The sequence below is a fragment of the Bacteroidota bacterium genome, assembly GCA_016718825.1.
Taxonomy (GTDB): domain Bacteria; phylum Bacteroidota; class Bacteroidia; order J057; family JADKCL01; genus JADKCL01.
Genome location: JADKCL010000027.1, coordinates 53,535 through 80,016, shown reverse-complemented (window position 1 = coordinate 80,016; position 26,482 = coordinate 53,535). Strand labels below are relative to the sequence as shown.

At 52.2% G+C, this 26,482-nt stretch carries 24 protein-coding genes; 16 read left to right on the top strand and 8 right to left on the bottom strand.

What is annotated here, in order from left to right:
• A partial coding sequence (locus IPN95_22765; protein MBK9452190.1) for an ATP-binding protein occupies nt 1-389 on the top strand: 389 nt, incomplete at its 5' end.
• Between the two features lie 184 nt (nt 390-573).
• Nucleotides 574-1,986 carry a dihydrolipoyl dehydrogenase gene (lpdA, locus tag IPN95_22760; GenBank protein MBK9452189.1) on the top strand — a complete coding sequence of 471 codons (1,413 nt, stop codon included), beginning with the start codon at nt 574-576 and terminating at the stop codon, nt 1,984-1,986.
• A gap of 277 nt (nt 1,987-2,263) precedes the next feature.
• Here lpdA and IPN95_22755 read toward each other — a convergent pair whose 3' ends face one another.
• Nucleotides 2,264-2,950, bottom strand: a complete 687-nt coding sequence (locus tag IPN95_22755) for a hypothetical protein (protein MBK9452188.1) — start codon at nt 2,948-2,950, stop codon at nt 2,264-2,266.
• A gap of 481 nt (nt 2,951-3,431) precedes the next feature.
• Between IPN95_22755 and IPN95_22750 the strand changes: the two genes are divergently transcribed.
• The 5 genes from IPN95_22750 to IPN95_22730 all read left to right on the top strand — a co-directional run bounded on the left by IPN95_22750 (nt 3,432) and on the right by IPN95_22730 (nt 8,286).
• Nucleotides 3,432-3,983: a hypothetical protein gene (locus IPN95_22750; GenBank protein MBK9452187.1), complete on the top strand. Its 552-nt coding sequence runs from the start codon at nt 3,432-3,434 to the stop codon at nt 3,981-3,983.
• Nucleotides 3,980-4,339 carry a cyclic nucleotide-binding domain-containing protein gene (locus tag IPN95_22745; GenBank protein MBK9452186.1) on the top strand — a complete coding sequence of 120 codons (360 nt, stop codon included), beginning with the start codon at nt 3,980-3,982 and terminating at the stop codon, nt 4,337-4,339. Before IPN95_22750 ends, IPN95_22745 begins: the two co-directional genes overlap by 4 nt.
• A gap of 11 nt (nt 4,340-4,350) precedes the next feature.
• Nucleotides 4,351-4,557 carry a hypothetical protein gene (locus tag IPN95_22740; GenBank protein MBK9452185.1) on the top strand — a complete coding sequence of 69 codons (207 nt, stop codon included), beginning with the start codon at nt 4,351-4,353 and terminating at the stop codon, nt 4,555-4,557.
• A 98-nt stretch (nt 4,558-4,655) separates the two neighbouring features.
• A complete protein-coding gene (locus IPN95_22735; GenBank protein MBK9452184.1) occupies nt 4,656-5,564 on the top strand; it encodes an alpha/beta fold hydrolase in 909 nt (302 codons plus the stop codon).
• Nucleotides 5,565-5,700: 136 nt separating this feature from the next.
• Nucleotides 5,701-8,286: a T9SS type A sorting domain-containing protein gene (locus tag IPN95_22730; GenBank protein MBK9452183.1), complete on the top strand. Its 2,586-nt coding sequence runs from the start codon at nt 5,701-5,703 to the stop codon at nt 8,284-8,286.
• Between the two features lie 64 nt (nt 8,287-8,350).
• Here IPN95_22730 and IPN95_22725 read toward each other — a convergent pair whose 3' ends face one another.
• Nucleotides 8,351-9,661 (bottom strand): hypothetical protein, encoded by a 1,311-nt coding sequence (locus IPN95_22725; protein ID MBK9452182.1) that lies wholly within the window; start codon nt 9,659-9,661, stop codon nt 8,351-8,353.
• Nucleotides 9,662-9,840: 179 nt separating this feature from the next.
• On the opposite strand from IPN95_22725, the gene IPN95_22720 reads away from it, so the two are divergent.
• The 3 genes from IPN95_22720 to IPN95_22710 all read left to right on the top strand — a co-directional run bounded on the left by IPN95_22720 (nt 9,841) and on the right by IPN95_22710 (nt 13,282).
• Nucleotides 9,841-10,506, top strand: coding sequence for an NAD(P)H-binding protein (locus tag IPN95_22720; protein ID MBK9452181.1), 666 nt, complete (start codon nt 9,841-9,843; stop codon nt 10,504-10,506).
• Between the two features lie 121 nt (nt 10,507-10,627).
• On the top strand, nt 10,628-12,772 hold the full coding sequence (locus tag IPN95_22715) for a matrixin family metalloprotease (GenBank protein ID MBK9452180.1): 2,145 nt from the start codon (nt 10,628-10,630) through the stop codon (nt 12,770-12,772).
• 81 nt (nt 12,773-12,853) lie between these two features.
• Nucleotides 12,854-13,282, top strand: a complete 429-nt coding sequence (locus IPN95_22710) for an OsmC family protein (GenBank protein MBK9452179.1) — start codon at nt 12,854-12,856, stop codon at nt 13,280-13,282.
• 148 nt (nt 13,283-13,430) lie between these two features.
• Here IPN95_22710 and IPN95_22705 read toward each other — a convergent pair whose 3' ends face one another.
• The 4 genes from IPN95_22705 to IPN95_22690 all read right to left on the bottom strand — a co-directional run bounded on the left by IPN95_22705 (nt 13,431) and on the right by IPN95_22690 (nt 18,077).
• Nucleotides 13,431-14,858, bottom strand: a complete 1,428-nt coding sequence (locus IPN95_22705; GenBank protein MBK9452178.1) for a T9SS type A sorting domain-containing protein — start codon at nt 14,856-14,858, stop codon at nt 13,431-13,433.
• Nucleotides 14,859-15,018: 160 nt separating this feature from the next.
• A complete protein-coding gene (locus IPN95_22700; GenBank protein ID MBK9452177.1) occupies nt 15,019-15,360 on the bottom strand; it encodes a heavy-metal-associated domain-containing protein in 342 nt (113 codons plus the stop codon).
• A 23-nt stretch (nt 15,361-15,383) separates the two neighbouring features.
• Nucleotides 15,384-17,600, bottom strand: a complete 2,217-nt coding sequence (locus tag IPN95_22695; protein ID MBK9452176.1) for a TonB-dependent receptor — start codon at nt 17,598-17,600, stop codon at nt 15,384-15,386.
• Between the two features lie 69 nt (nt 17,601-17,669).
• The gene (locus tag IPN95_22690; GenBank protein ID MBK9452175.1) at nt 17,670-18,077 is read right to left on the bottom strand and encodes a hypothetical protein; all 408 of its coding nucleotides are present in this window, start codon (nt 18,075-18,077) and stop codon (nt 17,670-17,672) included.
• A gap of 127 nt (nt 18,078-18,204) precedes the next feature.
• Here IPN95_22690 and IPN95_22685 point away from each other — a divergent pair, with 127 nt between their 5' ends.
• From IPN95_22685 to IPN95_22660, 6 genes are all read left to right on the top strand, one after another.
• The gene (locus IPN95_22685) at nt 18,205-19,485 is read left to right on the top strand and encodes a sterol desaturase family protein (GenBank protein MBK9452174.1); all 1,281 of its coding nucleotides are present in this window, start codon (nt 18,205-18,207) and stop codon (nt 19,483-19,485) included.
• A 51-nt stretch (nt 19,486-19,536) separates the two neighbouring features.
• Nucleotides 19,537-19,884, top strand: coding sequence for a hypothetical protein (locus IPN95_22680; GenBank protein ID MBK9452173.1), 348 nt, complete (start codon nt 19,537-19,539; stop codon nt 19,882-19,884).
• A 77-nt stretch (nt 19,885-19,961) separates the two neighbouring features.
• Entirely contained in the window at nt 19,962-20,309 is a 348-nt protein-coding gene (locus tag IPN95_22675) for a hypothetical protein (protein MBK9452172.1), read from the top strand.
• 88 nt (nt 20,310-20,397) lie between these two features.
• Nucleotides 20,398-21,204, top strand: coding sequence for a hypothetical protein (locus IPN95_22670; GenBank protein MBK9452171.1), 807 nt, complete (start codon nt 20,398-20,400; stop codon nt 21,202-21,204).
• The gene (locus IPN95_22665) at nt 21,201-22,370 is read left to right on the top strand and encodes a hypothetical protein (GenBank protein MBK9452170.1); all 1,170 of its coding nucleotides are present in this window, start codon (nt 21,201-21,203) and stop codon (nt 22,368-22,370) included. Before IPN95_22670 ends, IPN95_22665 begins: the two co-directional genes overlap by 4 nt.
• 9 nt (nt 22,371-22,379) lie before the next feature.
• The gene (locus tag IPN95_22660) at nt 22,380-23,093 is read left to right on the top strand and encodes an ATP-grasp domain-containing protein (GenBank protein ID MBK9452169.1); all 714 of its coding nucleotides are present in this window, start codon (nt 22,380-22,382) and stop codon (nt 23,091-23,093) included.
• Between the two features lie 28 nt (nt 23,094-23,121).
• On the opposite strand, the gene IPN95_22655 is transcribed toward IPN95_22660, so the two are convergent.
• Together IPN95_22655 and IPN95_22650 are read right to left on the bottom strand one after the other, a co-directional pair.
• Complete coding sequence (locus IPN95_22655; protein MBK9452168.1) at nt 23,122-24,543, bottom strand: HAMP domain-containing histidine kinase; 1,422 nt, start codon at nt 24,541-24,543, stop codon at nt 23,122-23,124.
• A gap of 377 nt (nt 24,544-24,920) precedes the next feature.
• Nucleotides 24,921-26,462: a hypothetical protein gene (locus IPN95_22650; GenBank protein ID MBK9452167.1), complete on the bottom strand. Its 1,542-nt coding sequence runs from the start codon at nt 26,460-26,462 to the stop codon at nt 24,921-24,923.
• Nucleotides 26,463-26,482: the final 20 nt, after the last annotated feature.

Sequence of the window (26,482 nt, the reverse complement as noted above, 5' to 3'; positions counted from 1 at the left end):
TGGTTCCGCTTACGCGCAAACGCGCTGTCGTCGCAATCCAAGTGCCGCAGAGCAAAACCAAACCCCATTACGCCCTCGAAAAGCCGCTTGATCCGCAAGGAATCGTGCTCGTGCGCATCGCGGACAACAGCGTGCGCGCCAGCAAGGAAACCGTCGAATTGCTCCGCTATTCCGGCCGGCAACGCGACATGAAGGTGGAATACGGCGACAAGGAGCGGGTTTTGATGCATTATCTGGCTTCGAATGCCTTCATTACCGTCAAAGACTACGCCGAATTGGCCGGGATTCCGAATGCGGCGGCGTCACGGACGCTCGTGCATCTCGTGAAGGCGAATGTGCTCGCACACGCGCCAGGGCTCGAGGGGCCGGATCGGTTTTTTGTACGTTAGGCGTTTGGAACGCTTTTGGGTTGAAATGCTGTTTGTCAGCCCAGGCCAGTGTTTTGGGACGGGCTGCCAAACGGCATTCCAATTTTGAGGCAGCTTGCCTACGAACAAAATCCGATTTGCGAGTCCACCGCGAACCGCATAACTTTCGCGCCTCAAAAGTGGTTATCTTTTAAAAGCATCTATCATGGCTGAAAAGCAATACGACGTCACTGTCATCGGTTCGGGCCCCGGGGGCTATGTTGCGGCTGTGCGCTGCGCACAATTGGGTTTCAAAACCGCCATCATCGAGCGCTACCCCACTTTGGGCGGCACTTGTCTCAACGTCGGATGCATTCCCTCCAAGGCATTGCTCGACAGCAGCCACCATTTTCACGACGCACAGCACAAGTTCGCTGCGCACGGCATCGGCCTCACGGGCATCAGCCTCGACATGAAGCAGATGGTCGCCCGCAAAAACGAAGTGGTCAAGGCCACGACCGACGGCGTGAGCTTCCTGATGACCAAAAACAAGATCGACACCTACTACGGCCACGGCAGCTTCAAGGACAAAAACACCATCCTCATCACCGGCAGCGATGGCAAAGTCACCGAAATCGGCACGCAGAAGACCATCATCGCCACAGGTTCCAAGCCGGCGACGATTCCGGGTGTGGTGATCGACAAAAAACGCATCATCACGAGCACCGAAGGTCTCAACATCGACAAATTGCCCAAGACGATGGTGATCATCGGTGCAGGCGTCATCGGACTCGAAATGGGTTCGGTATTTGCGCGTTTGGGCACCAAGGTGCAAGTGATCGAATACTCCGCCAACGCCATCGGCGGCATGGACGGCACCATGGGCCGCGAAGTCGTCAAAGTCCTCAAAAAAGACCTCGGCTTCGAATTTTTCTTCAGCCATAAAGTAACCGGTGCCAAGGCGACTGCCAAAGGCGCAAGCGTGACGGCGACCGATCCGAGTGGCGCCACCGTCGAATTCAAAGGCGATTATGTCTTGGTTGCAACCGGCCGCAAGCCGTACACGGATAATTTGGGCCTCGACAAAGCCGGCGTCAAGCTCGACGACCGTGGCCGTGTCGAAGTCGATGGCCACCTGATGACCAATGTCGAAGGCATCTACGCCATCGGCGACGTGATCAAGGGCGCCATGCTCGCCCACAAGGCTTCGGAAGAAGGCGTATTCGTGGCGGAAATCATGGCCGGGCAGCATCCGCATATCAACTACCGCGCCATCCCGGGTGTGGTCTATACTTGGCCTGAGGTGGCAAGCGTAGGCTACACCGAGGAGGAATTGAAGGCCGAAGGCCGTGCCTACAAGACCGGCACATTCTATTTCAAGGCATCCGGTCGCGCCCGTGCGAGCATGGACACCGACGGACTGGTGAAAATCCTCGCCGACAAAACCACCGACGAAATGCTCGGCATGCACATCATCGGCCCAAGGGCTGCGGATATGATCATGGAAGGCGTCATGGGCCTGGAATTCAGGGCCTCCGCCGAAGACATCGCGATCTTCTCGCATGCGCACCCGACCTTCAGTGAAAGCATCAAGGAAGCAGCCATGGATGCGACGGCGGGAAGAGCGATCCACAAGTAAGTTTCAGTTCGAGTTCGAGGAAGCAGTTCAAGGGGAGATTTCTTCTTGAACTGTTTGCTTGTGCTGACGCCTGTACTGCACATTTGTTTAGCGCAGAATGACTCGAATGATGGAATCAAACATGAATTGAATTCCAAGCGAGGAATGCTATTTCTGCAACTTTTAGGAAAAGTGCACGTTACCTGCCCGAGTGCCAAACAAGCAGCGGGTTTATACAACGGCCAGATTCAAAAGTCCCGCTGCTTCTGGAAATTCTGTGAATTCTGTAAATTCTGATCTAGAACATGACGTTCAGACTCACCCAGTTGAGCGGCTGGAAAACGGACTCAAAATAATTGTTTGTGCGGGCGTAGGTGCTCGATTCAGGCGAAATTTGGGAGATATTGGTGCTTTTGCCGAGAAACATCATGTCAAAAGTGGTTTCGGCACTCAACGAAATGGCATAGCTCAAATAGAAACGCAAGCCGAGGACGGGGCTGAGGCCCATACCGCGCCGGCTGCGATTGTCGGTAAATTCTTGGTAGTTGGAGGCGTTGGTGCTATAAGTTTCTCCGCTGTACTTCCCAAAGACAGCCATGGCGTCGATTCCGGCGTACGGCTCAATCGGTCCGAGAATGGCGTACCATTCGTAGCCTGCGCGAAGCGTGACTCCTGAGACTTTGCCGACAGTACGGAGGCAGTTGGGGCAGCCGCGACGGTCTTCATATTCGTAGCGGGTAAGGCCCAAAGAGGTACGAAAAGCGCCAAAAGTGCCGTAACGCTTGTAATGCAAGCCGTTCAGGAAGCCCAAATTCATGGACTGCTCAGCAATGTACTTCCCACCGAAGTTGCTGGCATTGGTCAAACTCCCAAGCCGAATGCCGATCTCGTTTACAGGCGTATTCGGCCCGCATTGGGCGGAAACGGTTGACCAACCGCACAAAAGCAGCAAAACCAACAATCCAACTTTTGAAAAGCTTTTCATAAAAACACGCTGTTGAGCGATAAGGGGAGGAAAGATAGGGAATTTTCAAAAACAATACGCTTCCTCTCAAAAAAGAAGATCCGCTTGACACGGATGCCAAACGGACTTCAAAAGACTACAATAAAGATACTTATGAAGAAGAAGGCAACCTCCTACAGGTTACTCTGAACATCTACAAAGATCGTTTAACTTTTTCCATAAAAACATTAAACAGAATAAATTTTCACCTGAATTGACGAAAATATTTTCTTTTTGTCTCTTCGTTTGTTGATTTTCCATCCATTTTCATTTCCAAATTCGAATTCCGATGCGTTTTGCGGCGTGCTCCTATGTCCTCCTTGTCCTCTTTCTAATGGGGTGTGGCACCCAAAACACTGTGGAAACAGGAGACTTGCCATCCAATCCCGATTCAAATGCTGTTTCAAAGGTCGCTTCTGAAGCCTTTGCCCCTAAAAGGGACTATCCGAAGCTCCTAGGCTCTATGGTTCCCCAAGAATATGACTTCGCCGAATCGGAAGTCGGGCCAATCGTTGCCGAAGGAGACCTTAATGGTGATTCGCTGCCAGATGTGGTGTTTTTGGTCCAAAATCTGGAGGAAGAAATGCCCAAGTCGCTTGTTTTGGTTGCTTATCAGGCACCCGATGGCAAATTCATTCGAGGTGAAAGCTCGGGTAACTTCGGCCCAGAGCCCTTGACCTACCTGGATCCTGAATTTTTTAGCATCCAAAACCAAGTGCTGCATATCAACTATCAATCTATGCGTTGGGAAATCGAATTGAAGTTTCGAAAGGAGGCCAAGTATGGCGATTTGCGGCTAATTGGCACAGAATCATTCAGTTATGGAAATGCAGTTGGGGACGGCGCAGGTGGTACGAGCACCAATTTTCTGACAGGTCAACGTATTGCCAATTACAAACATGTGGACATGGAAACGGGTATCGAAAAACAAATGCCGGAACGGCGCGAGGTGGTTTCCACCCAACTCATCCCCCTCCATGGATTCAACGACGACAACGTCTATCAATTGCAATGATGCCCACGGAAATGCTCCAAACCATGCTGCAAGCCATTCATCCGTTGGAAGCGGAGGCGATGGAGGCGCTGTTGAATGGATGGCAGGAAGTGAACTTCAAACGCAACGAATTAATCACCCAAGCGGGGAAGGTGCAACGCGACATGCTGTTTATGGTCGAAGGCTTGCAACGCAGTTACTACATCAAAGATGGCCGCGAATTTGTGATCGCATTCACCTATCCGCCGTCGTTTTCGGGCATTCCAGAGTCATTTTTGACGCAACAACCCAGCAAATATTTCCTGCAGGCAGTCACTGATGGAAAAATGCTCAAACTTCCCTGGGAACGCCTCGAAGCTACTTCTTTGGCATACTGAGCATCGAGCGGTTGCTGCGACAAGCCACAGCCCAAGTGCTTGGCGGATTGGTGCAGCGGCATTATGAATTGCTGGCATTTTCGATGGAGGAACGGTTCACGGCCTTCATGGAGCGCAGCGCGCATCTCATCAACCTCGTGCCGCACAAGCAATTGGCCTCCTATCTCGGGATCGATCCGACCAATTTCAGCAAGCTGCTGAATTCGCGGAAGATTTAGGATTTCTGACCGATTCGTCAGAATCAAATCTCAAAATGCTGGTTTATACCAAGATTCAGCTTCCCCGTGCCGGACCTTTTGTGACATCACTTCAAAAAATGATTGTCATGGAAAGCAACACATCAAAAAATTCCGATTGGTTTGATTCCACCGAATACCCATTCGAAAGCAAATACCTGCAAATCGGCCCGCATCGAATGCACTATGTCGACGAAGGCAGCGGACCTACGATCCTGTTTGTACATGGAACGCCGACTTGGTCGTTTCTGTACCGCAAACAGATTCAGGCACTTTCAAAGCATTTTCGGTGCGTGGCAATGGACCACATCGGCTTTGGATTGAGCGACAAACCTGAACAAGCGGACTACAGCCCCGAATGGCATTCGCAGAATCTCGAAAAATTGGTGGAAGCCCTGCAATTGAAGGAGATCACCTTGGTCGTTCACGATTTTGGCGGACCGATCGGACTTTCGTTTGCCATTCGCAGGCCTGAACGCATCTCAAAAGTTGTGCTCCTGAATACATTTCTCTGGGAAACGGCAAGCAATCCGGCGGCGCGGAAGGTTGATAAGATCGTCCGCAGTGCTTTGGGCAGGTTTTTGTATTTGCGAATGAATGCGTCCCCCAAATTGTTGCTCAGAAGCGCATTCACAGACAAGCGAAAACTCACGAAAGCCATTCACAGGCATTATACGGACGTTTTTCCAAATAAATCCAGCCGGTTTGGCCTACTCAAAATGGCCGAAAACCTGGTTGGCAGCAGCGATTGGTATGACCGGCAATGGCAACAATTGGATCGGATCGCTTCCAAACCGTTTCTCATCGTCTGGGGAATGAAAGACAGCTTCATCGGACCGGATTATTTAAAAATTTGGGAGGACAAGTTGTCGAATGTCAAGGATGTCATTCGTTTGCCCGAAGCTGGGCATTTTGTGCAAGAAGAGGCGGCCGGCGAATTGACACATGCAGTTGAACAATTTTGTTTCGGGGACACGCAACCCCATTAAGCCAACTTATCATAATACATCATTACTAATCAATTACTTAATCCATACCCAAATCATTTGGATACGTAATTCATTTCACAAATCGTCTTGAATAGGAGCGTCATTTTAAGGTTCTTTGAGGAAAGGTATCCATCAAATGAAAAAAAATAGCTTTGTCCGTCGAATCTCACCTTTGCTCTTCTTGTTTCTTTTCTCCGCTGCATGCACTTATGGTCAGTTGCTCAATGTGACGATGAGCACGACTCCTTCCTGCAGCCTTAACGGGACCGCCACGGCCACGGTCACAGGCGGCACGCCGCCGTATTCCTACGCTTGGTACAGCCCTTCGCCATTGGTTGGAAGCATTCCTTGGAGCACCTCCAATACGATTACGGGCATGCCTGGATCACCGTATTATGTCTCGGTTACGGACGCAGGTTCGGGATATGGCAGCACTTCTTTTATCATCCCGAGCGCATTCACTGCCACACGTTCGGTGACGCACGACCAATGCGGCGCGGGCGTGGGAACCGCCTCCGTGGCGATTACCGGCGGAACTCCGCCTTTTAGCTACAACTGGAGCAATGGCCAAAATACAGCGACCGCCACCGGCCTTTCCCCGGGTATCTATTTTGTAACGATTACAGACGCCGCGGGATGCTTCATCAGCTCTCAGACGGATTCATTGCTCTATTTCCAAATCTGGAACACCTCCCCGCTGACGCTCACCACCACCTTCACCAATTCCACCTGCACCGACGGAACGGCTTCGGTGACCAACGTGGCGAATGGCACCCCGCCTTACACCTATGTTTGGAGTACCATCCCCCCTCAATTCACCCCTTCGGTGACAGGATTGGGCGTGGGAAGCCACTACGTAACGGTGACGGACGCAGCAGGATGCTCCAACGAAAAAAGCTTCTATATCAGTCAGTTACCGAACGGAATCACTGCAAACGTGACCACTACCAATGAGTTTTGCCAGCAATCCAATGGTACGGCCTCCCTCATGGTCTCCGGTGGCATGGCTCCCTATACCTATCTTTGGAGCAACGGCGCAACGACCTCGTCCATTGCGGGACTTTCCTATGGGTCTTACGCGGTGACTGTTACCGATGCATTGGGATGTCCCAAGGTCGTATGGGCAATAGTTCACCGAACAGATCCATTGACCTTGACGATGACCGGCACCCAAGCCAATTGCAGCAATACGGGCGGTTCGGCCTCCGTGACCGTCGCCGGCGGGACGCCTCCCTATACCTACCTTTGGAGCAACGGGGCCACGACCAATGCGATCAGCGGCTTGTCAGCTGGGTATTACTACGTCCACGTCACCGACGGCAATGGTTGCCAAGACTATTCCTTCTATCATTGCATTCAGCCACAAAGTTGCTTTGCCACCGTCTCGGGAAATCTCCTTTCCGACATGAACAGCAATTGCTTTCCAGATGGTGCTGATTATGTGCTTGAAGGTAAAATCGTGCAAGTCGGAAGCTCTTGGACCACGAGCAACTCAAACGGAGACTACAGCAAGACTGTTTTGCCAGGCACCTACGCGATTTCCCAAGGCAGTATGCTCAATAACTTTCAAGTGGTTTGCCCGGGTACAGGCACGATCAACCTGAGCAATGTGCTTGCAGGCTCCAATTATCCGGGAAACGACTTCTTCAACGGCCCGATTTCCAGTATCAACGATTTGGAGGTCTGGATTTATGCGAATCCAGCCCGTGCCACCCAACACCAAACTGTCTGGATCTACTACCGCAACATCGGCACTACCATCCTCAACAGCACCCTCACGTTTACCCACGATGCATTGATGACATTAAATTGGGGATACAATCAGAACACCTATAATCTGGGGACACGTACGCTTACTTACAATCTCGGCCAGATAAATCCTGGAGAAACAGGCTACCGCCTTTGCGATTTCACCATTCCCCAGAATACACCGATTCAAACGCCCTATACCCACGTCGCTGAAATCTTCCCCAACAATTCCGATGCGACGCCGCTCAACAATATCTCAACATTCAACAACGTTGTCTACGGGCCATTTGACCCTAACCGGAAATCGGTCTCTCCCGACGGATTGCTTCAGCCTGGCACCGACAGCATCTTGACGTACTTCGTTGAATTTCAAAATGTCGGAACTGATACGGCGTTCACGGTAGCGATCCGCGACACGTTGGATCCAGCGTTGGATGGACTTTCGATGGAGGTCTTGGGTTCAAGCCATACCATGACTTGGGACATCGACAATCCGGGTTATCTCGCCTTCACATTCGACAACATCGAATTGCCCGACAGTCATATCAATGAGGCGGCGAGCCATGGTTGGTTGATGTACCGCATCAAAGTGAAGCCGAACTTGAGTTTGGGAACACAAATCCGCAACAAGGCAGCGATCTACTTTGATTACAACCTCCCGATCATCACCAATAGCACGCTCAACACGTTTGGCTTGGTTGGTGTCGACCCACGTTTGAATTCCGATGCCGGATTCAAGCTTTATCCCAATCCTGCGCTGGGTCAAGTACAGCTGCTGCTCGACGATTCATGGTCCAATGAAACGGCAGTGTCCGTGTTGGATCTCAGTGGAAAGTCGATCCTTACAACCGTGATCAATCCTGCAGATAGTCGCCTCGAAACCTTGAACCTGCATGCACTTCCAAAAGGAATCTACCTCGTGGAATGCCGAACGGATCAAAAAAGACAGGTGAAGAAATTGATTTTGCAATAGAACTCGTCACCTACAATTTGCAGAAGGTCATCCGGAAAGGGTGGCCTTTTGCGTTTCTAGTGGCCTATTCCGCCTTGCGAATTTCGTCGAGCAGCTGCACAAAATCCGCCTCGCTGCGAATGGAAGCAAACTCAGGATCCGTCTCCAATCGGGCTGCGTCCTTGAATTTGAGTTTAAGGGCATTTTGCAAAGCTTGAATTGCCTCTTTTGGCCGGCCTTGACGCATGCGCACGACGCCCGTCAGATAGGCATGTTCGGCGTTTTCGGGATCGACAATGGCGTAGATCTGCAGAAAATGCTCGGCACTTTGGAGATTCCCGGGTTTGATGGCACCATCTACTTGGAAATAGGTATTCAGGCTCAAGAAGTTGAGCACACGCATATTCCTGTCATGCTTGAGACGCGCGATACCGCTCGGGAAAAATTCTTTTCTGAGCTTGTCTGCCATCTTCCGCCAATCCTCGACACTTTTGGTGGTGATCTGCTGGACATATTCGTCGCGCATCGGCATCTCCTCGTCCAGCGCTTCGCTCTGCTCGGCCATTTCCTTCCCAACAGCGCGACTATAGCCGATGCTGTCGTGGAGCGCTTTCTCGATCGACAAGTCCGCCAGACCTTCCATTGCAGTTAAATACCGCTCCAAAAGGCGCTTGCGCTTGAGCCATTGGCCCTTGCATTGGCTGTACGCAGCGGAAAGGCGTTGCTTTTTTTCCTGAATGAGCGAATCGAGACGCGGGTCGGCTTTGTCCATTTCCCGCATGGTCACAAAATCCATCGCGGCCTCCATTTCCTCGGAAACGGGCCATTCATGTCCGCCCGACCATTCTGCGAAGGCATGGGGTTGCTTGCCATCATCCAGCACCTTCTGCAATTGCCATAGTTCCATGAAGTTAAAGTCATGGGTTCCGATGATGGCATAGTACCCGAATGTTTCGCCCTGCCGGGGCTGAAATCCGGCGGAGCAAGCAATGACATTTTTGACCTCGGGCCGATTTTGCGCCAACATGGCAGCGACCCGCGCGCCACCTGAAAAGCCGCAGGCTGCAATTCGCTGCGGATCAATGGCAAACTTGGTCTTGACGTCGCGCATCAATTCGTCATAGATCTGCAGCGACTGCTCCGGGCGCTGCCCGTTGCGCGAAACATTGGAACCGACGAGAATGAAAGGTTGGGCATCGGCCAAAGCCGCATACATTTTTAGGGGATCCTTGCCACGGGCATGGGAATCGAAAAACACGATCACCGGCATCGGTCGATCGGCTTGGTACGATTTGGGCAAGTAGACGGCATAGCTGGAGTTTGTGCCTTGGATCGGCTCGGATTCGATGACCTTTCCAGTCTCACGGACTGCTTTGGGTGTGGGCGCAGGTGCCACTGCTACGATGGGCTTTGTGGTTTCAGGTACTTTTTGTCCCTCGCATGCAACAATGCTGAAACAAAATAGGCCTCCCAATAGATATATGAACCTGCGCATAGCGTACATTTCCGACAGAATTCAAAGATAGGAATTCCAAGTCGGCATTCAGAGAGGCTCTAGACGGGAAAGCACGTACCATGAAAGAAAAAACTGCCATCATCATTGGCGCAACAGGTTTGGTGGGTGGCGCGCTGCTCGACCAATTGCTCGAAGATCCTGCCTACAGCAGCGTTGTGATTTTTGTGCGCCGCAGCACGGAAAAGCAACATCCAAAGTTGGTGGAACATGTGATCGATTTTGCGGAGCCCGATTCTTGGAAGGATTTGGTCAAAGGGGATGTCCTGTTTTCTGCCCTCGGGACAACACGGAAACAAGCCGGAAGTGTTGCCGCGCAACGTATCGTCGACTATGATTACCAATTCCAATTTGCAAAAATCGCCGCCGCAAACGGCGTCCCGAGCTATGTCCTGATCTCATCGGTCGGTGCAGATGCGCATGCCGGGAATGCCTATTTCAAAATGAAGGGAGAACTTGACCGCGATGTCCAGAAATTGGGCTTCCCCAACGTGCAGATTTTGCGTCCAGGTCCGCTGCAAGGCCCGCGTGATCAGCCGCGAAGCGGCGAGGCCCTCAGTTTGCGGCTGATAAAATTCCTCAACGCTTTGGGATTCTTCAAAAAATACAAACCCGTTTCAGGCGAGCAAGTGGCAAGGGTCATGCGCAAAGTTGCCGTATGGCATGGAAATCCTGCGAAGGTGCATGAGCCGATGGACATCTTCCCCCATCTGGGTGGAAATCAATAGCTCTTCCAAGAAATCTCATCGTCCTAAGCGCGCAACCCAAAAATCAATGCCCCGAAAGACATTGATTTCTCTCATTTTTTTCCTAATTTGAAAGCTGTCATCGGTCAATAGGATAATTTCCATGAAGCTTCATTACGCAAAAACGATCTTTGCATTCTTGCTCTTGCTGGGCATTTGGGGACAACAACCCCTCCATTCCCAGTGTTTGATGCGGCCCATTTCCCTTCAACAGCGGTCAGTGGAGTCGGCATACATCGTTTTGGGAAGGCTGGTTTCCAAAGAATCCTATTGGGATCAAGCCCATCAAAACATCTATACCCTCAATATCTTTGAAGTACAAAGTTGGCTCAAAGGTTATCAACCAAAGCAGCGCGTGGGGATCATTTCGATTGGCGGATTTGTCGGTGACAAGGGTCAAATCACGCATCCCTCACTCGAACTGGACCCTTACAATGAATACGTCCTGTTTCTGAATGCCGACAACCACGAAATTGACAACAAGGTGATCCGGCAATCTCAACCCGATCTCATTCAGGCGGAACCCTACGCAAGCTCCCAAGGTGCACTCACCAAACAATCAGGGTTTTACCACGATTTACTCAGCGAGAAACCACAAGATGAAGCAGATTTGTTGGACAAAATCGCTGACTTTACCGGGCAAAATGCAAAAACGCCTCAAGGCCAACCCTTTTCAGCCAGAGAAGGAGACACATTTCCCCTCTACGAATGGGCTTCCTCTGTACAGCGTCAAATGCCGATCACATCCTTTTTGCCCGGCACAACCCGTGCAGGAACGATTGTCAGCGGCGACTTTGTGACGATTACCGGTTCCGGATTTGGAGCTGGTGCGGGCACCGTTTTTTACACCAATGCGGATGATGGCGGAGCGACATTTACGTCCTCAGGAGTGGCATCAGACAATGTTGCCTGGTCAGACGCCTCGATTCAAAACAAAACCGCTCGCCGCGCAGGAACGGGCCCCATCAACGTCAATGGTGCCATGACCTCAGGATCCAACCTGACTGTCACCTACTCCCACCTCGACATCAACAGTACATTTAGCGGCTTTGGCAGCAGCACTCGACAACGGTATTACCTGGTCAACAAAAATGGAACCGGAGGCTATACGTTCATTTACAACACGGCCTACAATGGAAATGCACTTGCCGTAGCGTCGTTTGAAAGGGCGCTTGCGACTTGGCGTTGTGCAACCTTCGTCAATTTCAACATCAACAAGTCGAGCACCACAGCGATCGCAACTGCTGCCTTGGATGGTGTCAATGTCGTCTGCTTTGACGCTACATTGCCGATTGGGGTGCTAGGTCGGGCAACTTCACGTTTCAACGGCTCTGCAACAGGCGGATGCAACCTTGCCAACACCATTTGGTGGACTGACGAGATCGACGTGCAATTTTTCCCTGATCCGCCAACTGCTGGATTTCCCTGGGAATATGGTCCTGCAGCGCCCGCATTTACCGAATATGATTTCGAATCCGTTGCCGTTCACGAATTGGGTCATGCCCACGGACTGGGCCACGTCATTCAAGCAGAAACGGTAATGCATTTTGCACTTGCGAATGGCCAAAATACGAGAGCCCTTGGCATCAATGAAATTAACGATGGTCTCGCAAAAATGGCCTATTCGACAGGTGCATTGTGCTTCAACCCGGCAACGGTTACCGGTCCCATGATTGCGCTTACGGCTGGCAACTGTATTCTACCGGTCCAGTTCATTTCATTTACTGGCGAATCCATTTCTGGCCAAGGCAATCATCTGCAATGGACCCTGAGCCACGAATTGGAAAACGCTGGTTTCATGGTTGAACGCAGTCTCGATGGAACCCATTTCATCGATATCGGCGAGGTTCCCGGACGCGGAAATTCGCAGACGGAAGTGAGCTATGATTACATGGATCGGTCGCCGGCCACTGGTATCGTGAACTACTACCGCTTGCGTCAAATCGACAAAAACGGCACAGAGAGCCATTCCGAGACCATTGCCATTCACAACTTGGATGGCCCGTCAATTCAAGTATTACCCACCAGGGTGAAGGATAAATTACGCATTCTTGGAGACGGTGGAAGCTTCCCCGGATTGGTATTTTCCATCACCAACGTGCAAGGGGCACGTGTGCTGTTGCGCACGCTCCCGCAGGCTCAGATCGATACAGAGGTAGACTTGGGCGGCTTTTCCGCAGGGATGTATTTCTTCGAAGTGCGTTCCAACCAAGGGACGCTGATGAGCGGAAAGTTGATCAAGGAATAGGATTTAGGCTCAACTTTTTACGAGCTTGGGTGTTGTGATTTGGGAAACCACTATCTTCCCGATTCAATACATCAAAGCGTTATGAAAAGAAATGCAACTGCCATTTGGAATGGCACCGGCCGCGAAGGCGGCGGAAATTTGAGCACCCAAAGTGGCGCGCTCAGCAAAATGCCCTACACCTTCAAATCCCGTACACAGGAGCCTGACGGCACCTCCGCGACCAATCCAGAGGAGCTGATCGCCGCTGCGCATGCGGGTTGTTTTACGATGTTCATGAGCTTTCAACTTGCCGGCGCAGGTTTCCCCGCCGACGAATTGGATTGCAAAGCGACGCTCACACTCAAGACCGAAGGCGGCCTTGCCGTCGAAAGCATTGACCTCGTGCTCAAGGGCAAAGTGCCCGGCATCAGCGCAGAACTCTTTCAGGAATTGGCGGTGAAATCCAAGGAAGGTTGCCCGATTTCCAAGTTGTTCAATTGTGCGATTACACTCGAGGCGGCACTCGTCTGATTGGCTTCAGAAACTAGACTATGCCTTCCGCCGCAAGGACAATCATCGCCATCGCGATCCTGCGAGAAGGCAAAGGCAGTAAAATAAAAGTGGTTTTGAAGGCTCCTTGGAGTCGGCAAAACCACTTTTCAATTTTCAAAAACGCAACTCATTCGATCCGCAACTTCCCTTTTCCTTTCACGACATCGTCTGCGCGCAAAATGTAGGCATAAATCCCTCCTGCCAAACCGCCGAGATCTATCCGGAAGGGGGCGGCAATTTGGGCTTTCAACATGACCGTGCGGCCCATCATGTCCAGAACTTGAAGGCTGTACGCGACACCCTCCAAAGCTTCAAAATCGAATGTCACCCAACCAGATGTCGGATTCGGATAGACTGACAATTCGCGTGATTCCGGCACCTCAACAGCCACCGGCTGCGTGCATCCTACATTCGGTCCGACGCCAATAAACTGACTTGGGAAATTGGGCATCCCATACATGGATTGTCCGCCTGTAAGCGTCACCGCCCCAAACGTCGGACTGCAACCCATTCCCTTTACGTTGGGATTGGTAATGGCACCCAGTGTGCTATGGTTGTACTGCGCAAAATAAATCTTGCCATCGGGACCTAATTGCATTTGCCCAAACTCGGGCGACTGCTGCCGAATCGCCACCACGATGGAAGAATCCGACGCTTGTTGCCCCGTTGGAAAAGTCAGATCATACTGCAGGATATAACTCCACGTGTTGGGAGAATAATAACGCATCTCAACATACAACAAGCTATCGTTGGGCGAAAAGCAGGCCGCATAGGGGTCGTCAAACTGCGGCCTGTTGGGCATGGAGAGAAATGGGGTAAAAATACCCGTGCTTCGATCAAAATGATGGACTTGAGGACCTGTACCACTCCGTGCAGTTTGTGCAGCCATCGTTCCAGCGCGATTGAACTTCAACATTGACCGAGAATAGGTATTGTCAATCGGCAAATAGCTCGGTCCCGCCGCGGAAACAACCGGCTGCGTGGTCAGCCCGGTATCGGTCAAGAGGTAGGCCATATAGTTTGCTGTCGTGCGTTCATGAAACACGATCCATACATCGCAATTATTGGAATGATACGTGGCCGCCATTTCTTCGGCATAGCCATTGGCGATCAACTGCGATGGGGCCACCACATCCCCAAGGCCGCTGTTCAGACTCATGTCAATGATCGCATAACGCGCGCCTTGGGAGAAGCTGTACTCGTAGCAGGTATTCAGAAACAAGTAATATAGATTCGGACTTTGCGGCATCGGAACGATCAAAGCCCCCTGCGAACTGCTCGCGCAACCGCCGATATTGGCGCCGTTGGGCATAATGGCGTGCGTGGAATTAAAAACATTTACGCCATCGGAATAAAACAAAAGGTTCCCAAGCGTATCGCTGATGGAGCTTGCGGCTTCCGTACATTGGTTCAAGCTTGAAACCACCGTTGGCGAACCGCTGGAAAAATCCAAGGCTACATACAAACCGATGGGCCAAAAATTGCTGCGTTTGATCTGTGCCGAAACGGACAATCCCACCAACGACAGGAGAACAAAAAGGAAAAACTGTTTCATAGATGAATGTAAACAGAATCCCTTATTCAAATGAATTTCATTTGACGAAGTGTTGAAAACACTTGCTGAGCGGTCACAAGGCTTGGCGCAAGGGTAATGCTTCTCATTGCTCTCCCCTTGAACACAAAATAAATCCTGAGGATCGCACAGGATCAAACGCTTAATCGTGTCCGCCTTTGCGGCAACATTGCGGGAGATTGTCGTGCGCTTCCTGATTGGCTTTGACATCGTCGGCATCGTAGCCAGTCATAGAAATCGCTTGCCGGACTCCGGCGAGGTCAATCTTTTTGGGCTTGTACGTCACCGTGACGGCATGCGTCTCGAGGTTGAGGTCTGCTGACTTCACACCTTTCGTTCCGTTGAGCGCAGCCTCGATTCTGGTTTTGCATTCCCCGCAATTGGCGCTCGTCGCGATCGTGGATGTGGCGGTTTTTGCTGGCTTCTGCGCGAAAACCAGCGTGGCCGAGAGCAAGAAAAGGATCAATAAAAAGCTGTTTTTCATAAGGCGTATGCTGAAGTGGATTCTCATTGAATATCAAAACGTAAACCAATGTAGCCCATGGCGCCCATCAGCGGACCCCAGGCAATCGAAGCATCAAAATACGGGCCAAATGGGTCGTGCGAGCCAATCACGGGATTTTCTTGCCGGTAATTGGTCAGGTTCTCCCCGCCCAGGTAGAGCTCGAAAGTCTTCCCGAATTTGCGGGTCACCTGCGCATTCAGACGTGGGTAGGCAGGCGCGCGCTCGCCAGCTTGGTAGCCGGTAGGGTTGTCGGACGTCGAAGGCAGGCGTTGACTGCCGGTGTAGGCAAAGGTCACATCGGCCAACCACCGCTCGGTCTTGTTTTTCCAGCCCACGTTGATCAGGCCGGCATGGCTCGGTGTCAGCGGCATTTGCTTCAGCACGCTGTCGAAGGTGCTCCGCACGTCTTGGCTTCGCCACGCAAGTCTCACATCCAAGCGGGGCAGGACTTCGACATTCAATTCCAATTGGATGACATTGCTGTACGATCCGCCTTGGATGTTGTAGAAGCGCAGACTGCGCGGGTCTTCAACGTCGGCCACCAAACGGCTCGTAAACTGCGTGCGATAAGCGTCCAATACGAGGCTGCCATCGCGGCCTTTGACTTTGAATTGTTGCACGATTCCAGCACCAAAGGTCCATGCTTTTTCCTGTAAACTGCTTTGTTGCGCAACAATGGTCCGTGAACTTGCCAATACCGCGATATTTTCTGCGATTGGATTGGCTGTGCGATAGCCTTTTCCGGCCGAAATCCGCAGGCTTGTCTTCTCGACCGGGTTGTAGCGCAGGTGAAGCCTTGGCGTGAGCAGCGTGCCATACATGTTGTGTTGGTCCACGCGCATCCCGATCACGCTTGAAAATTTGTCGTTGGGTTTCCAGGTATATTCTGCGAAAACGCCAGGGACCGTTTCCATCCGACTGAAGGACGAGTCTTCCAAAGTCTCCTCAAACCTGTCGAGCAAAAAGGAGGCGCCGGTGCGAATCGTATGGCGCGTGTCGACCATGTAATCCTGAAAAGTGAACGAGGCCCGGAAATTATCCTGCAAGCCTTTGTAGTCATTCAGCCCGAAATAGCTGTCCATGTCATGCCTAAACGCCGACAAAATCAGCCCTGCGGAACGGAATTCCCTGTTTTTGGCCACATAGCCCGTTTTGGTCCATGCCGAATATTGCTTCGTTTTCACGCCCAAGCCCCAAACCGAATTGCTGCCGCGGTCGGTCGAAGGATCAAATTCAGGTTGGCCACCAAAGCGGTCCTCGCGCAGGTATTGAATGCCTGCTTGCAGTTCGAGTTGGTCGGTCGCCTGGATGAACCAACGGTTGGCGAGGATGGCAGCTTTCCCATTCGGATTGTTGAGAAAATGGTCGCCATCGGGGTCCTGGTGGCCCAAATTGAGGTTGCCGTGCGTGTAGAGCATGGTGCCGACACGCTCGGTGAACTGCCTCGCTGCGATCACATTGGCCTCGGTGCGGCCGAAGTTGTTTTGGTAAAGGTTCACGTGCAATTTGGGGGCTTCGCAGCCCGGTTTCCGGAATTCCACGTTGATTTGGCCGGTCATCGATTCGTAGCCATCGACAACCGAACCGGTGCCTTTTGCGATCTGAATGCTTTCGATCCAGTCGCCGGAGATGTAGTTGAGGCCGTAGATGGAGCCGAGACCGCGTGTCATGGGCTTCTTTTCGGTGAGCAACTGCGAATACCGGCCCGCCAATCCTAATAAACGGATTTCCCGCGAACCTGTAGCCGCGTCCGTGGCGGCCACATCGACTGCGCCATTCGCCGCAAAGCTTTCGCCGAGGTTGCAGCAAGCGGATTTGCCCAATTCGGCGCGGCTGATCAACTGCACCTGTTGCACCTCGATCATCGAATAGCTGCTCGCAGGAATTTTGGCGCGAATCTCAACCGTAGCCTGCGTCGCAGGCGTTTTCAGGGCGGTACGGTAATATTCCTGCCCCTCGACGATCAGGATCGTATCGTCTTCGTAGCTGATGTGCCGGATGATCAATGTGTCACCTGAGGACCACGGGAGCTTGAAGCTTCCCTTGGAATCGGTGTAGGTGCCTTTTTTTGCTTGGACCAAGATCACGGTCGCACCTTCCAATTCGACCTCGAGGCCTTCTTGATCCAATTCGAAGACCTTTCCTCTGATCTCAGTCTGCGACCATAGTGGGCCAAAAAGCAGGGTGATGGTAAAAAGTAAGAAAATGTATTTTTTCATAACGATGCAAAGTTGAAAACGCGAACAACCCGGCCGAAAGTCAGCAGGGACGCAACAACAGCATCGTTTTTAGATCAAAAAGGAGCAAAAATGGGTTTGAATGGCGCGTCCTGTGGCCAAAGGAGGCGCCTCAGGCGGGTCTTTGAGGAAAGTAATGCCATTCGAAGGAGCAGCATCCAGGCCAATCGAAAGCGGGACGATCGGCAAATAGAGCGCAGAAAATGCCATGGGCAATTCCAATGGCGCGGTTGCCAATCTGACGGTCGCCAACTTCACATGCTTGACGCTGACTTCGCAGCAGGGTTCGGCCCGGAAGCCGTGGCCATCGGCTGTTTTGCAGCAAGCCTTGAGCGGCGTAAGGCTCGTTTCGGCAAATCCCGATTCGGAGCAGGTATGCGCAGACACTGCCAAGCCCAGCGACGTGAAGCCGATGAGCAAAGCCAATACCATCGAAACAAAGGGTTTCAGAAAGCGCATGGTGCAAAAGTACGGAAAAACGGTTGGAGAAAACAAGTTGTCCATGGGTTGCCTTCATCGCTAAACAGAATGAAGATTGAATCCGTCACCACTGGACTTTCCAAACCCAATTCCCTAATTTCACCCCATGCCCAAGGTGACGCCCTATATCATCTATGCGATTCCAGTTTTTTTCATCCTGATCGGGGTGGAAATCTGGGTGGCGCGGCGGCGCCGTCAAGAGGTTTACCGCCTCAACGATGCGATTGCCAACATTTCCTGCGGCGTGGCGCAGCAGGTTTTCGGGGTGCTCATTCGCGGGATTTTGTTTGTGGCCTACCTCTATCTCTACGAAAACTACAAATTGCTCACGCTGGGCGCTGACCAATGGTGGGTTTGGGTACTTTGTTTCATCGGCGTGGACTTTTTCTACTACTGGTTTCACCGCTACGCGCATGAAATCAGCATCTTGTGGGGCGGCCATATCGTCCACCACCAAAGCGAAGAATACAACCTCAGCGTAGCCCTCCGCCAAGGCGCATTCCAAGGCCTTTCGAGTTGGGTATTTTACTTGCCGCTCGCTTGGATCGGCTTTGATCCTGTCGTTTTTCTCGTCGTGAGCCAATTCCAGACTTTGTACCAATTCTGGATCCATACGCGATTGATTGGCAAGATGTGGGCACCCTTCGAATATGTCTTCAACACACCGTCGCACCACCGGGTGCATCATGGCGTAAATCCCAAATACATCGACAAAAACCACGGCGGCACGCTGATCATTTGGGACAGGATGTTTGGCACGTTTCAGGTCGAGGAAGAGGAAGTGGTTTACGGTGTGACGAAGCCGCTGGCGAGTTGGAATCCGGTCTGGGCGAATTTTGACTATCTCGTGGACTTGGGAAGACTCATTCTGCGTTGCCGCAATCCCTTGGATATGCTCAAAGCCATCGTGAAGGGACCTGGTTGGCGGCCCGCTTATTTGGGAGGTCCTCAAAAGCCGCAACCCGTGACGACCAAGTCGTTTCACAAATTTGATACGGCGGTGTCCAAGGGAATCGGCACCTATGTTTTGCTGCAATACGTGGTTGTCATCCTTTGCGTCTCGGGCTTCCTGCTGATGTCGGGGAAATTGCGGGAGGCGTACGCCGATGATGCCCTGCAACGTGCCGTGGCAATAGCAGGCTGTGCCGGCTTGATTTACATCAGCATCGTGAGCATGGGAAGCATTACCGCGGGCAAGCCCTCTGGTCGCACCTTCGAATTGCTGCGACTGGCCATGATGGTCGGATTGGCAGCCTTTTTTACCGCCGGAACTCCGCTGTTTTTGCCGTTGGTGGGAGCAACGGAAGTCTATCTCGTGGGATCCATGGCGTGGTTCAGCCGAATTCAAGGCGGATTGCGACACAACAACCTAAACGTCAATGGCTAATCCCTCCTTGCTGCTTCGCATTCCTTCATTGAAACTCCAAAATTTGACTGTATGAAAATATCGAATCTCTTCTTTGCGCTGATTTTATTCGTCGGTTTGGCAGTTTCGGGCTGCAAAAAGTCGCCCATGGACATTCAGGTCAGCGATCTCAAAACGGCCTGCGAATTTGTGGATGCCTTGGAATCCTTGATGGACGAAATGATTGCCGTCAAAGGCAGCGCGAATTCGAAAGAAGAATTGAGCGCTGCTGACGAGCAGAAACGACTGGCTTTGGACAAGAAGATCGATGAAGTCAAAAGCGGGGCGGAAGCAAAATTTCCGAAAGAAGAAGCACAAAAATGTGAGCATTACGGGTCCCTGCAAGATAAAGTCAAGCAGCTCCGTGGGTGGCTCCATTGAAGCAGCCCTGCCATCAGGATCGGCCATTCGGCACAACTGTTTGACACATAATCCCATTAAGATCAATCATTGTATGTATGAAAATATCGAATGTATTCTTGGTTCTTATTCTGTTCGTTGGTTTGGCAGTCTCAGGCTGCAAGAAATCGGCATTGGACATTCAGGTAAGTGAACTCACCACGCCCTGCGACTTTGTGGATGCCCTGAATTCGTTGCTCGACGAAGCCATCGAGGTAAAAGGTGATGCCAAGTCGCCCGAGGAAATGAGCGCCGAGGTCTTGTCCAAATTCGGGGCACTGAAGGCCAAACTCGAGGAAGTCGATGAGGCAGCGGGCGACAAATTTCCCAAATCCGAAGCAGAGGGATGTGCTGGCTTCGAAGATATGCAGAAGAAAGGCGAACAGCTGGACGGTTGGTTCAGGTAGGTCGCCGTTGCAGACCACTGAAGGAGCTTTTGGCTTGCGTTTTGCTTGTGGATACTCGATGCTCGGAAACGATGAAATACAACGTGTTATGAAGCTGATCAAGCGGGGTTTGGGAACATTGCTGATGGTGTTGTGCGCGCGCGTTTTGTCCGCGCAATCCGTCTACCAAGACCGGCAATTTCAGTTTCTTTCCTTCGAATCCATTCCTACTTGGACGGGCGTGGCCACCGATTGGGACAAGCCCGCGGCTAAAATCCATCTTTACGATGCGATTCAGTACAAAGGCCATGCGCAATACATTTCGGTGGCGCTGAAAACCGGGATCACCTTCGCCCAATTCAAGGAACAGGTCCGCGACCACGCCCAGCGCAAATACATGCCGTTTTTCCTATTCGATCTCCGGAAAAAGCCGCCTGTACTGGAAGGCAAATCCTACGAATGGGCGATCCGGATCGAAGACTATGCCTACCGCGACAATGCCCAGCAAATGACCGAAACCACCTTGCGCTTGCTCAAAACTGTGCAGGATTACATTCGGCAGGCTACGGGAAAGACTTCGAATGGCATTGTGATCCTTTCCACCAATCCTGAAAGTCAGCCCAATGTGGCCCTCGCCCCGGCACTTAACCAGGCAGGATTCCCCAACAAAACCACCAATCAGTTGGTCACCTTGATGGGCGGCGAAAAGGTGAAAATCCTCAATGCAGGAACGGGATTCGGCTATTTGCGCTACGTGAAGGCAGGCGAAGAGACCAATTTCCGGCCGACGGCACAAGACATCGTCGTGTATGCGCAAACGCCCCTGCGCGTGCCGCCTGTGAACGGCATCATTACCTCGAAGCCCAAACACCTCTGTCCCACATCAACCTGCTCGCCAAAAATCGCGGCACTTTGAACCTTTACGCCCTCGACACGGCGGCCATTCCCGGTTTGCATGCCCGCATCGGCAAACTCACCCGCGTCGAATGCACCGATCAACGCATCACCTTGCACGACGCGACGCTCAAAGAAGCCGAGGCCTTCTGGGCCAAACACCAGGTCAAAGTCGAATTGCCGGAACCCAATTTCGCCCAGAAAGGCATCGTCGATTTGGCCAAAGGTGACCCTTTCAATTCGGCAAGTTCCGGCCTTTTTTTGTTGTTGGAGCCGAATGTGATCGGCGCCAAGGCCGCCAATTATGCCATTATTCAACGGCGTTTTCCAGCCTACGTCAGGCCCGGATTTGCCATTCCCTTTGTTTATTATCAGCAAGTCATCCAACAAGGGAATGTTGCGAACTTGATCGACGCACTGCTGCTGGAAAAGGCCAATTTGACGCCCGCCGAAATTGAAAAGCGGCTGGAAAACATCCGCGCGGAGATTTTGAAGGCGAAAATCGACCCCCAAATGCTCGTGGAAGTCTCCGAAACCCTCAAAACGCATTTTCCAGGACAGCGCATCCGACTGCGGAGCAGCACCAATTGTGAGGATTTGCCAAGCTTCAACGGCGCAGGGCTTTACCTCTCCAAGGGACTGGATGCCGACGAAATTCCTGCCAAGCTTCAAAACCGCATTCTCCAGATATACGCCGCCGTCTGGACGCCCCACGCTTGGGCCGAACGGGAATATTACTTCATCGACCACCGCAAAGTCGCCATGGCGATCCTCATCAATGAGGCTTATGGGAAAGAATATGCCAACGGGGTGGTGCTCACGGTTCCCGATCAAACCGATTTTGCCGTTGTCGTCAATTCGCAATTCGGGGAGGCTGCGGTCACCAATCCAGAAGGTGGGCAGGTGCCTGAAGCGCTGGTTTTCAAGAATTCATCCGCCACGAAATATTCCATCGAGTCCAAAAGCAATCTCCACGATGTCTTTTTGCAGGATTCGCTCGCCGCTACCCTGCTGGAATTGAAAGACTTGGCCGTCCAAGTGCATCGTGATTTCAAGGCGCGTGCGCCGCAATACGGAAAGATCCGTTACGGCGTCGACATTGAATTCAAAGTCGTGCGGCGCCGCGAGGGCGGCTTTCAGATTTACATCAAACAGGCGCGGTTGTTGGGGCAAGTTTTGCCGGAATAATTCAGCGGAATGAAGAATGCGACAACATTGTTGACTCCAGCCAAATCCGATGAGGAAAGGGATCGCGTCGCGCAAGCATGGGAGGCCGCAGGTGGGCGCGTGCGACGCGTCGAGAAGTTTTGGGTGAAGCCGGACTTGGCCGACAATGAAGCTGTGGCGATTTACGGCAACGATACCTTTGCCCAAGTTTTGGCGCAGGTGTTGGGATTGAAATTGCTTTCGCCGGACGATGCCTTGATCGGGCGCATTTCCAAGGAATGGACGAAACGCACAGTATTGCAGCGCGATCTTGCCGAACTGGTGGAAAGCGATTTTCCCTTGTTTGTGAAGCCGGTCATTCCAAAACAATTCGTAGCAGCCGTGTACCAAAGCCTTTCGGAATTGCAGGCAGCTACTTTGGATTTGCCGGGCAAGGAAGCTGTTTTGACTTCTGAAAAGGTGGAGATTTCTGCGGAGTCACGGTTTTTTGTTTTGGATGGTGAGGTTCAAGCTTCCGCGATTTATGAAGGGGAAGGCGATTTGGCAGAAGCCGAATTGCTGGTCTCCGCCTTTGCGCAAGCGCATGCAAGCGACTTGCCTCGCACCTACGTAGTTGATCTAGCGTTCAATCCTGATTTGGGATGGTTTATGCTTGAATTCAATTCGGCATGGGGTGCTGGATTGAATGGATGTGATCCCCAAAAGGTCCTGCATTGCATTGCCGCTGCGACAGCGAAGACCTGAGCATTTTTGCAATCACTTGCGGAATAGGCTAGCCATTCATAAACCTCAACTCCACAACCGTTCCGACGCCCAATTCGCTGGAAATGAGCATTGTTCCGCCCATTTTATCGAGCGATTTCTGTACAAGGTAAAGCCCCAGACCTCCGCCGGGAACTTTTTCGGTTGCACGGAAAAACATCTCGGTGACACGGCCGATTTCTGTGGCTGGAATGCCGAGACCGTTGTCTGTGATTTGAAGCAATATTTCACCGTCTTCCTTAGTCGCTGCAATGCAAATTTCCGGCTTTCTTCCCGTTTTTGCGGAGTATTGGAGGGCATTGTCAAGCACATTTTCGAAGGCCACACGGAGCAAAAAAAACGGATCCGCATTGACCATGAGATCCGCGGAAATTTCAACCTGAAGGCCACTTTCTGACTTCTGGGTTTCCGTCATCCGGTCCGCGAGAATCGCGTTGCAAAAGTTCAGGACCTCAATGTTTTCCGTCGTGGATGTGCGACCGTCAATTTCGCTTACGAGAATGAGTTTATGCAACATTTGGTCCATCAGCGCCGTGCTGCGGTCGATATGGTCCTGCATCGCCAATGCTGTGGGGATATTCTCAGGCTCGGACCGCAAAATCGAAACCAGCCCCATAATCCGTGCTACGGGCCGCCGCAGGGCATGCGCAGCTTCGTAGAGAAAGGTATCAAGTTCCTTTTTAGCCTGCTGCAATTTCTCCGTTCGGGAGGCGACCTTCAATTCCAAGTTGGCGTTGGTGTTGACGATGCGGGTATTGCTCTCGCGCAATGCCTCCCTTTGCAGCTCCACTTCAAGCTTGCGGTAGGCAAGGTCGGCATTCAATTCGTCGAGCTGTCGAATGGTGCGTTCTCTGGAGACCTCATAAATCAGCAAAATCATAAAAATATAGGCCATCAGACCAAGCTGGACAATCAAATTCAGTAGCTGCGTGTATTGAAGGTCATATAGTCTGGGGAGCTCCATTCCCTTGGCCTTCAAAACGTAGAGTATGACTATTTCGATCAAGCAAACCAGTGACATCATCAAGCCGCGTCTCCAGCCGTAAAAGACAAATCCAGAAGCCGGGACGATCGCCAACCACGGGACGATGCTCGAATTGATGCCGCCCGTTCCGTAAATCAGGATGGAAAACATGACAATGGCATTGAAGTCGAAGACCGCCGTTGTGATGCCAAAACTTCCGCTGCGGTGAAAGACAAAAAGGAGCAATGGAACCACCGCGGCACCGTAGGTGCAGGCCCAAACGCCCAAAGAATACCCGACCAAATGGTACAAGGCCGCAAAGGCGCCCAAAAAAATCGCCGTCGAAAGGTAAAAGAGCACCAACAGCCGTGCCTTGCGGAGACTGCGTTCGTCGCTAAGGTAATTAACCGGAATCAGCATTTCTACCCAAAACTGAATGCCTTTTTGATTTTCAAGGAGTCGATCCATCTTTCAAATACTTTAATAATCCTACTTTCCGCAAGGTATTTACGCAAGCCACGGTCGTTTTGGATCACTGGGCAACATCATGAGCAGAATTTACAGAATCTTTAGATCAGCGAAGCTAATTTGCCGAATCAAGTTGCGTGTTGAATTCGTCTTTGAGTCCGCGGCATCCTGCCGCAGGACATCGAACATTTGCCTCCGGCGAAAAGCGTTCCTAATCAAAAACTTCATACCTCCTACGCCAAAGGCAAACGTTCAGATCCGTGCGGAAGTATGGCGCCGACTCCCCCGGATTGTTACACACCCAATCCCTTCGAATGCGAAACGGCGCAAAAACAGAGTTTTGACTCCATTTTCGCGCCGTTTTGTATTAGGATTTTTTACCAGGTAATGACGACCTGCCCGTGACCGGTGCGAACGCCACTGGTGCTGACGGGATTGGTTCCTGCATTGTAAGAGCCGCCACCGCCACCGACGCCAGCGGAACTGTTGCCACCGGAGCCACCGCCGGAATATCCGCCACCTGCGCCGCCGACGACGTAAGACGAACCCGATCCGCCGCCGCCAAAGCCGCCTCTTGCAAGGCTGTTGGCGGTGCCGCCGCTGCCGCCATTTACAAATGCCAATCCGCCTGTATTGGTCGTCCAGCCGTTCGTGCCATTCGTGAGCAAGCCACCGCCTGCACCCGATTGGAATCCGCTTGGGCCGATGGCCCCGCCGTTGCCGCCCGTGCCACCGGCGCCGCCACCAGCTGCGCCTAGTCCACCCGATTGGCCAGCTTGGCCATGCTTGTTGGGCGAGTCAGTCGTCTGCGCCGAACCGCCACCACCGCCGGCGATGATCAGCGGGGTATTGTTGGGAAGCGTGACGAAGGTCCCGCCGCCACCGCCGTTGCCGCCACCAAAGCTGGGCTTTTCGCCGACCAGAACTTTGAGTTTGCCGCCGGGAGCCAAGACAAATGTTCCCTTTTGGTAGGCACCCATGCCAGGTGCAACGGTTGAAGTCGTGTTGTTGCCGCCTTCGGCGCCCCAGACTTCGATCACCAACGAATCGGCGCAAGGGATCACGAAACTCGTGTCAATTGTGCCGGTGTAGGCGAAGGTCAATGTGCCATGGCCGCCACCTGCAACTGTGACGGTGACCGTATCTGTTCCGACGCAGCCATTGGAGTCGGTGACAGTGAGGCCATAAGCCGTCAATCCGCTGGGCGAAGCCCAAGGATTGGCAATCGCAGCATTGCTCAGATCGGTTGAGGGCGACCAGGAGAAGCTGTAAGGGGCTGCGCCACTTGTCGCTGCACCTGCCAATTGCGTCGAATCGCCACAAGCGATCGTGACGTCTGCACCTGCATTCGCGACCGGACTGTCATTGGCAGTCACCGTCATGGAATCGCTGCTGCTGCAGCCGTTGGTGTCGACGACAGTCAGCAAATAAGTCGTTGTGACAGCAGGCCCGGCATCGGGATTGGCGATGTTGGCGGCGGACAATCCTGTAGAAGGTGTCCAAGTATAGGTGTAGGGAGCAGTTCCGCCAGATGCTGCTGGACTGCCGCCAATGTTGACGGTGCCGCCTGCGCACAAACCATTGTCGGGACCCGCATCTGCAATTGGATTCGGATGAACCAGAATCTCAAGCGTGTCGGAATAAAAAGGGTTGCAGGTGCCTGAAGTCACCACGGCGCGGTAAAATCCGCTGCTATCCGGGAAAATGGAGGCACTGTCGCCCACCACGCCCGACAATGGCGTAAATGGGCCGCCGAGATTCGAGGAATATTCCCATTGGATCGTTCCCGTGTAACCGCTCAGGGTCAAAACCACCTCTTCGCCGTCACAAATTGCAGACTGGGAGTAGGCCTGCTGGAAAAGTCCACCCAGCAATATCCATCCGCATGTTATCCAAAATCCTTTGATATACTTTTTCATGTTGTTTCTTGTTGGATGTG

Excerpts from the sequence above, each read along its gene's own strand:
- IPN95_22700 (MBK9452177.1), bottom strand. The coding sequence starts at position 15,360 with ATGAAAAACAGCTTTTTATTGATCCTTTTCTTGCTCTCGGCCACGCTG.
- IPN95_22680 (MBK9452173.1), top strand. The coding sequence starts at position 19,537 with ATGAAAATATCGAATCTCTTCTTTGCGCTGATTTTATTCGTCGGTTTG.
- IPN95_22710 (MBK9452179.1), top strand. The coding sequence starts at position 12,854 with ATGAAAAGAAATGCAACTGCCATTTGGAATGGCACCGGCCGCGAAGGC.
- IPN95_22715 (MBK9452180.1), top strand. The coding sequence starts at position 10,628 with ATGAAGCTTCATTACGCAAAAACGATCTTTGCATTCTTGCTCTTGCTG.
- IPN95_22720 (MBK9452181.1), top strand. The coding sequence starts at position 9,841 with ATGAAAGAAAAAACTGCCATCATCATTGGCGCAACAGGTTTGGTGGGT.
- IPN95_22705 (MBK9452178.1), bottom strand. The coding sequence starts at position 14,858 with ATGAAACAGTTTTTCCTTTTTGTTCTCCTGTCGTTGGTGGGATTGTCC.
- IPN95_22655 (MBK9452168.1), bottom strand. The coding sequence starts at position 24,543 with ATGGATCGACTCCTTGAAAATCAAAAAGGCATTCAGTTTTGGGTAGAA.
- IPN95_22730 (MBK9452183.1), top strand. The coding sequence starts at position 5,701 with ATGAAAAAAAATAGCTTTGTCCGTCGAATCTCACCTTTGCTCTTCTTG.
- lpdA (MBK9452189.1), top strand. The coding sequence starts at position 574 with ATGGCTGAAAAGCAATACGACGTCACTGTCATCGGTTCGGGCCCCGGG.
- IPN95_22735 (MBK9452184.1), top strand. The coding sequence starts at position 4,656 with ATGATTGTCATGGAAAGCAACACATCAAAAAATTCCGATTGGTTTGAT.
- IPN95_22690 (MBK9452175.1), bottom strand. The coding sequence starts at position 18,077 with ATGCGCTTTCTGAAACCCTTTGTTTCGATGGTATTGGCTTTGCTCATC.
- IPN95_22685 (MBK9452174.1), top strand. The coding sequence starts at position 18,205 with ATGCCCAAGGTGACGCCCTATATCATCTATGCGATTCCAGTTTTTTTC.
- IPN95_22675 (MBK9452172.1), top strand. The coding sequence starts at position 19,962 with ATGAAAATATCGAATGTATTCTTGGTTCTTATTCTGTTCGTTGGTTTG.
- IPN95_22755 (MBK9452188.1), bottom strand. The coding sequence starts at position 2,950 with ATGAAAAGCTTTTCAAAAGTTGGATTGTTGGTTTTGCTGCTTTTGTGC.
- IPN95_22670 (MBK9452171.1), top strand. The coding sequence starts at position 20,398 with ATGAAGCTGATCAAGCGGGGTTTGGGAACATTGCTGATGGTGTTGTGC.
- IPN95_22660 (MBK9452169.1), top strand. The coding sequence starts at position 22,380 with ATGAAGAATGCGACAACATTGTTGACTCCAGCCAAATCCGATGAGGAA.
- IPN95_22745 (MBK9452186.1), top strand. The coding sequence starts at position 3,980 with ATGATGCCCACGGAAATGCTCCAAACCATGCTGCAAGCCATTCATCCG.
- IPN95_22695 (MBK9452176.1), bottom strand. The coding sequence starts at position 17,600 with ATGAAAAAATACATTTTCTTACTTTTTACCATCACCCTGCTTTTTGGC.
- IPN95_22750 (MBK9452187.1), top strand. The coding sequence starts at position 3,432 with ATGGTTCCCCAAGAATATGACTTCGCCGAATCGGAAGTCGGGCCAATC.
- IPN95_22650 (MBK9452167.1), bottom strand. The coding sequence starts at position 26,462 with ATGAAAAAGTATATCAAAGGATTTTGGATAACATGCGGATGGATATTG.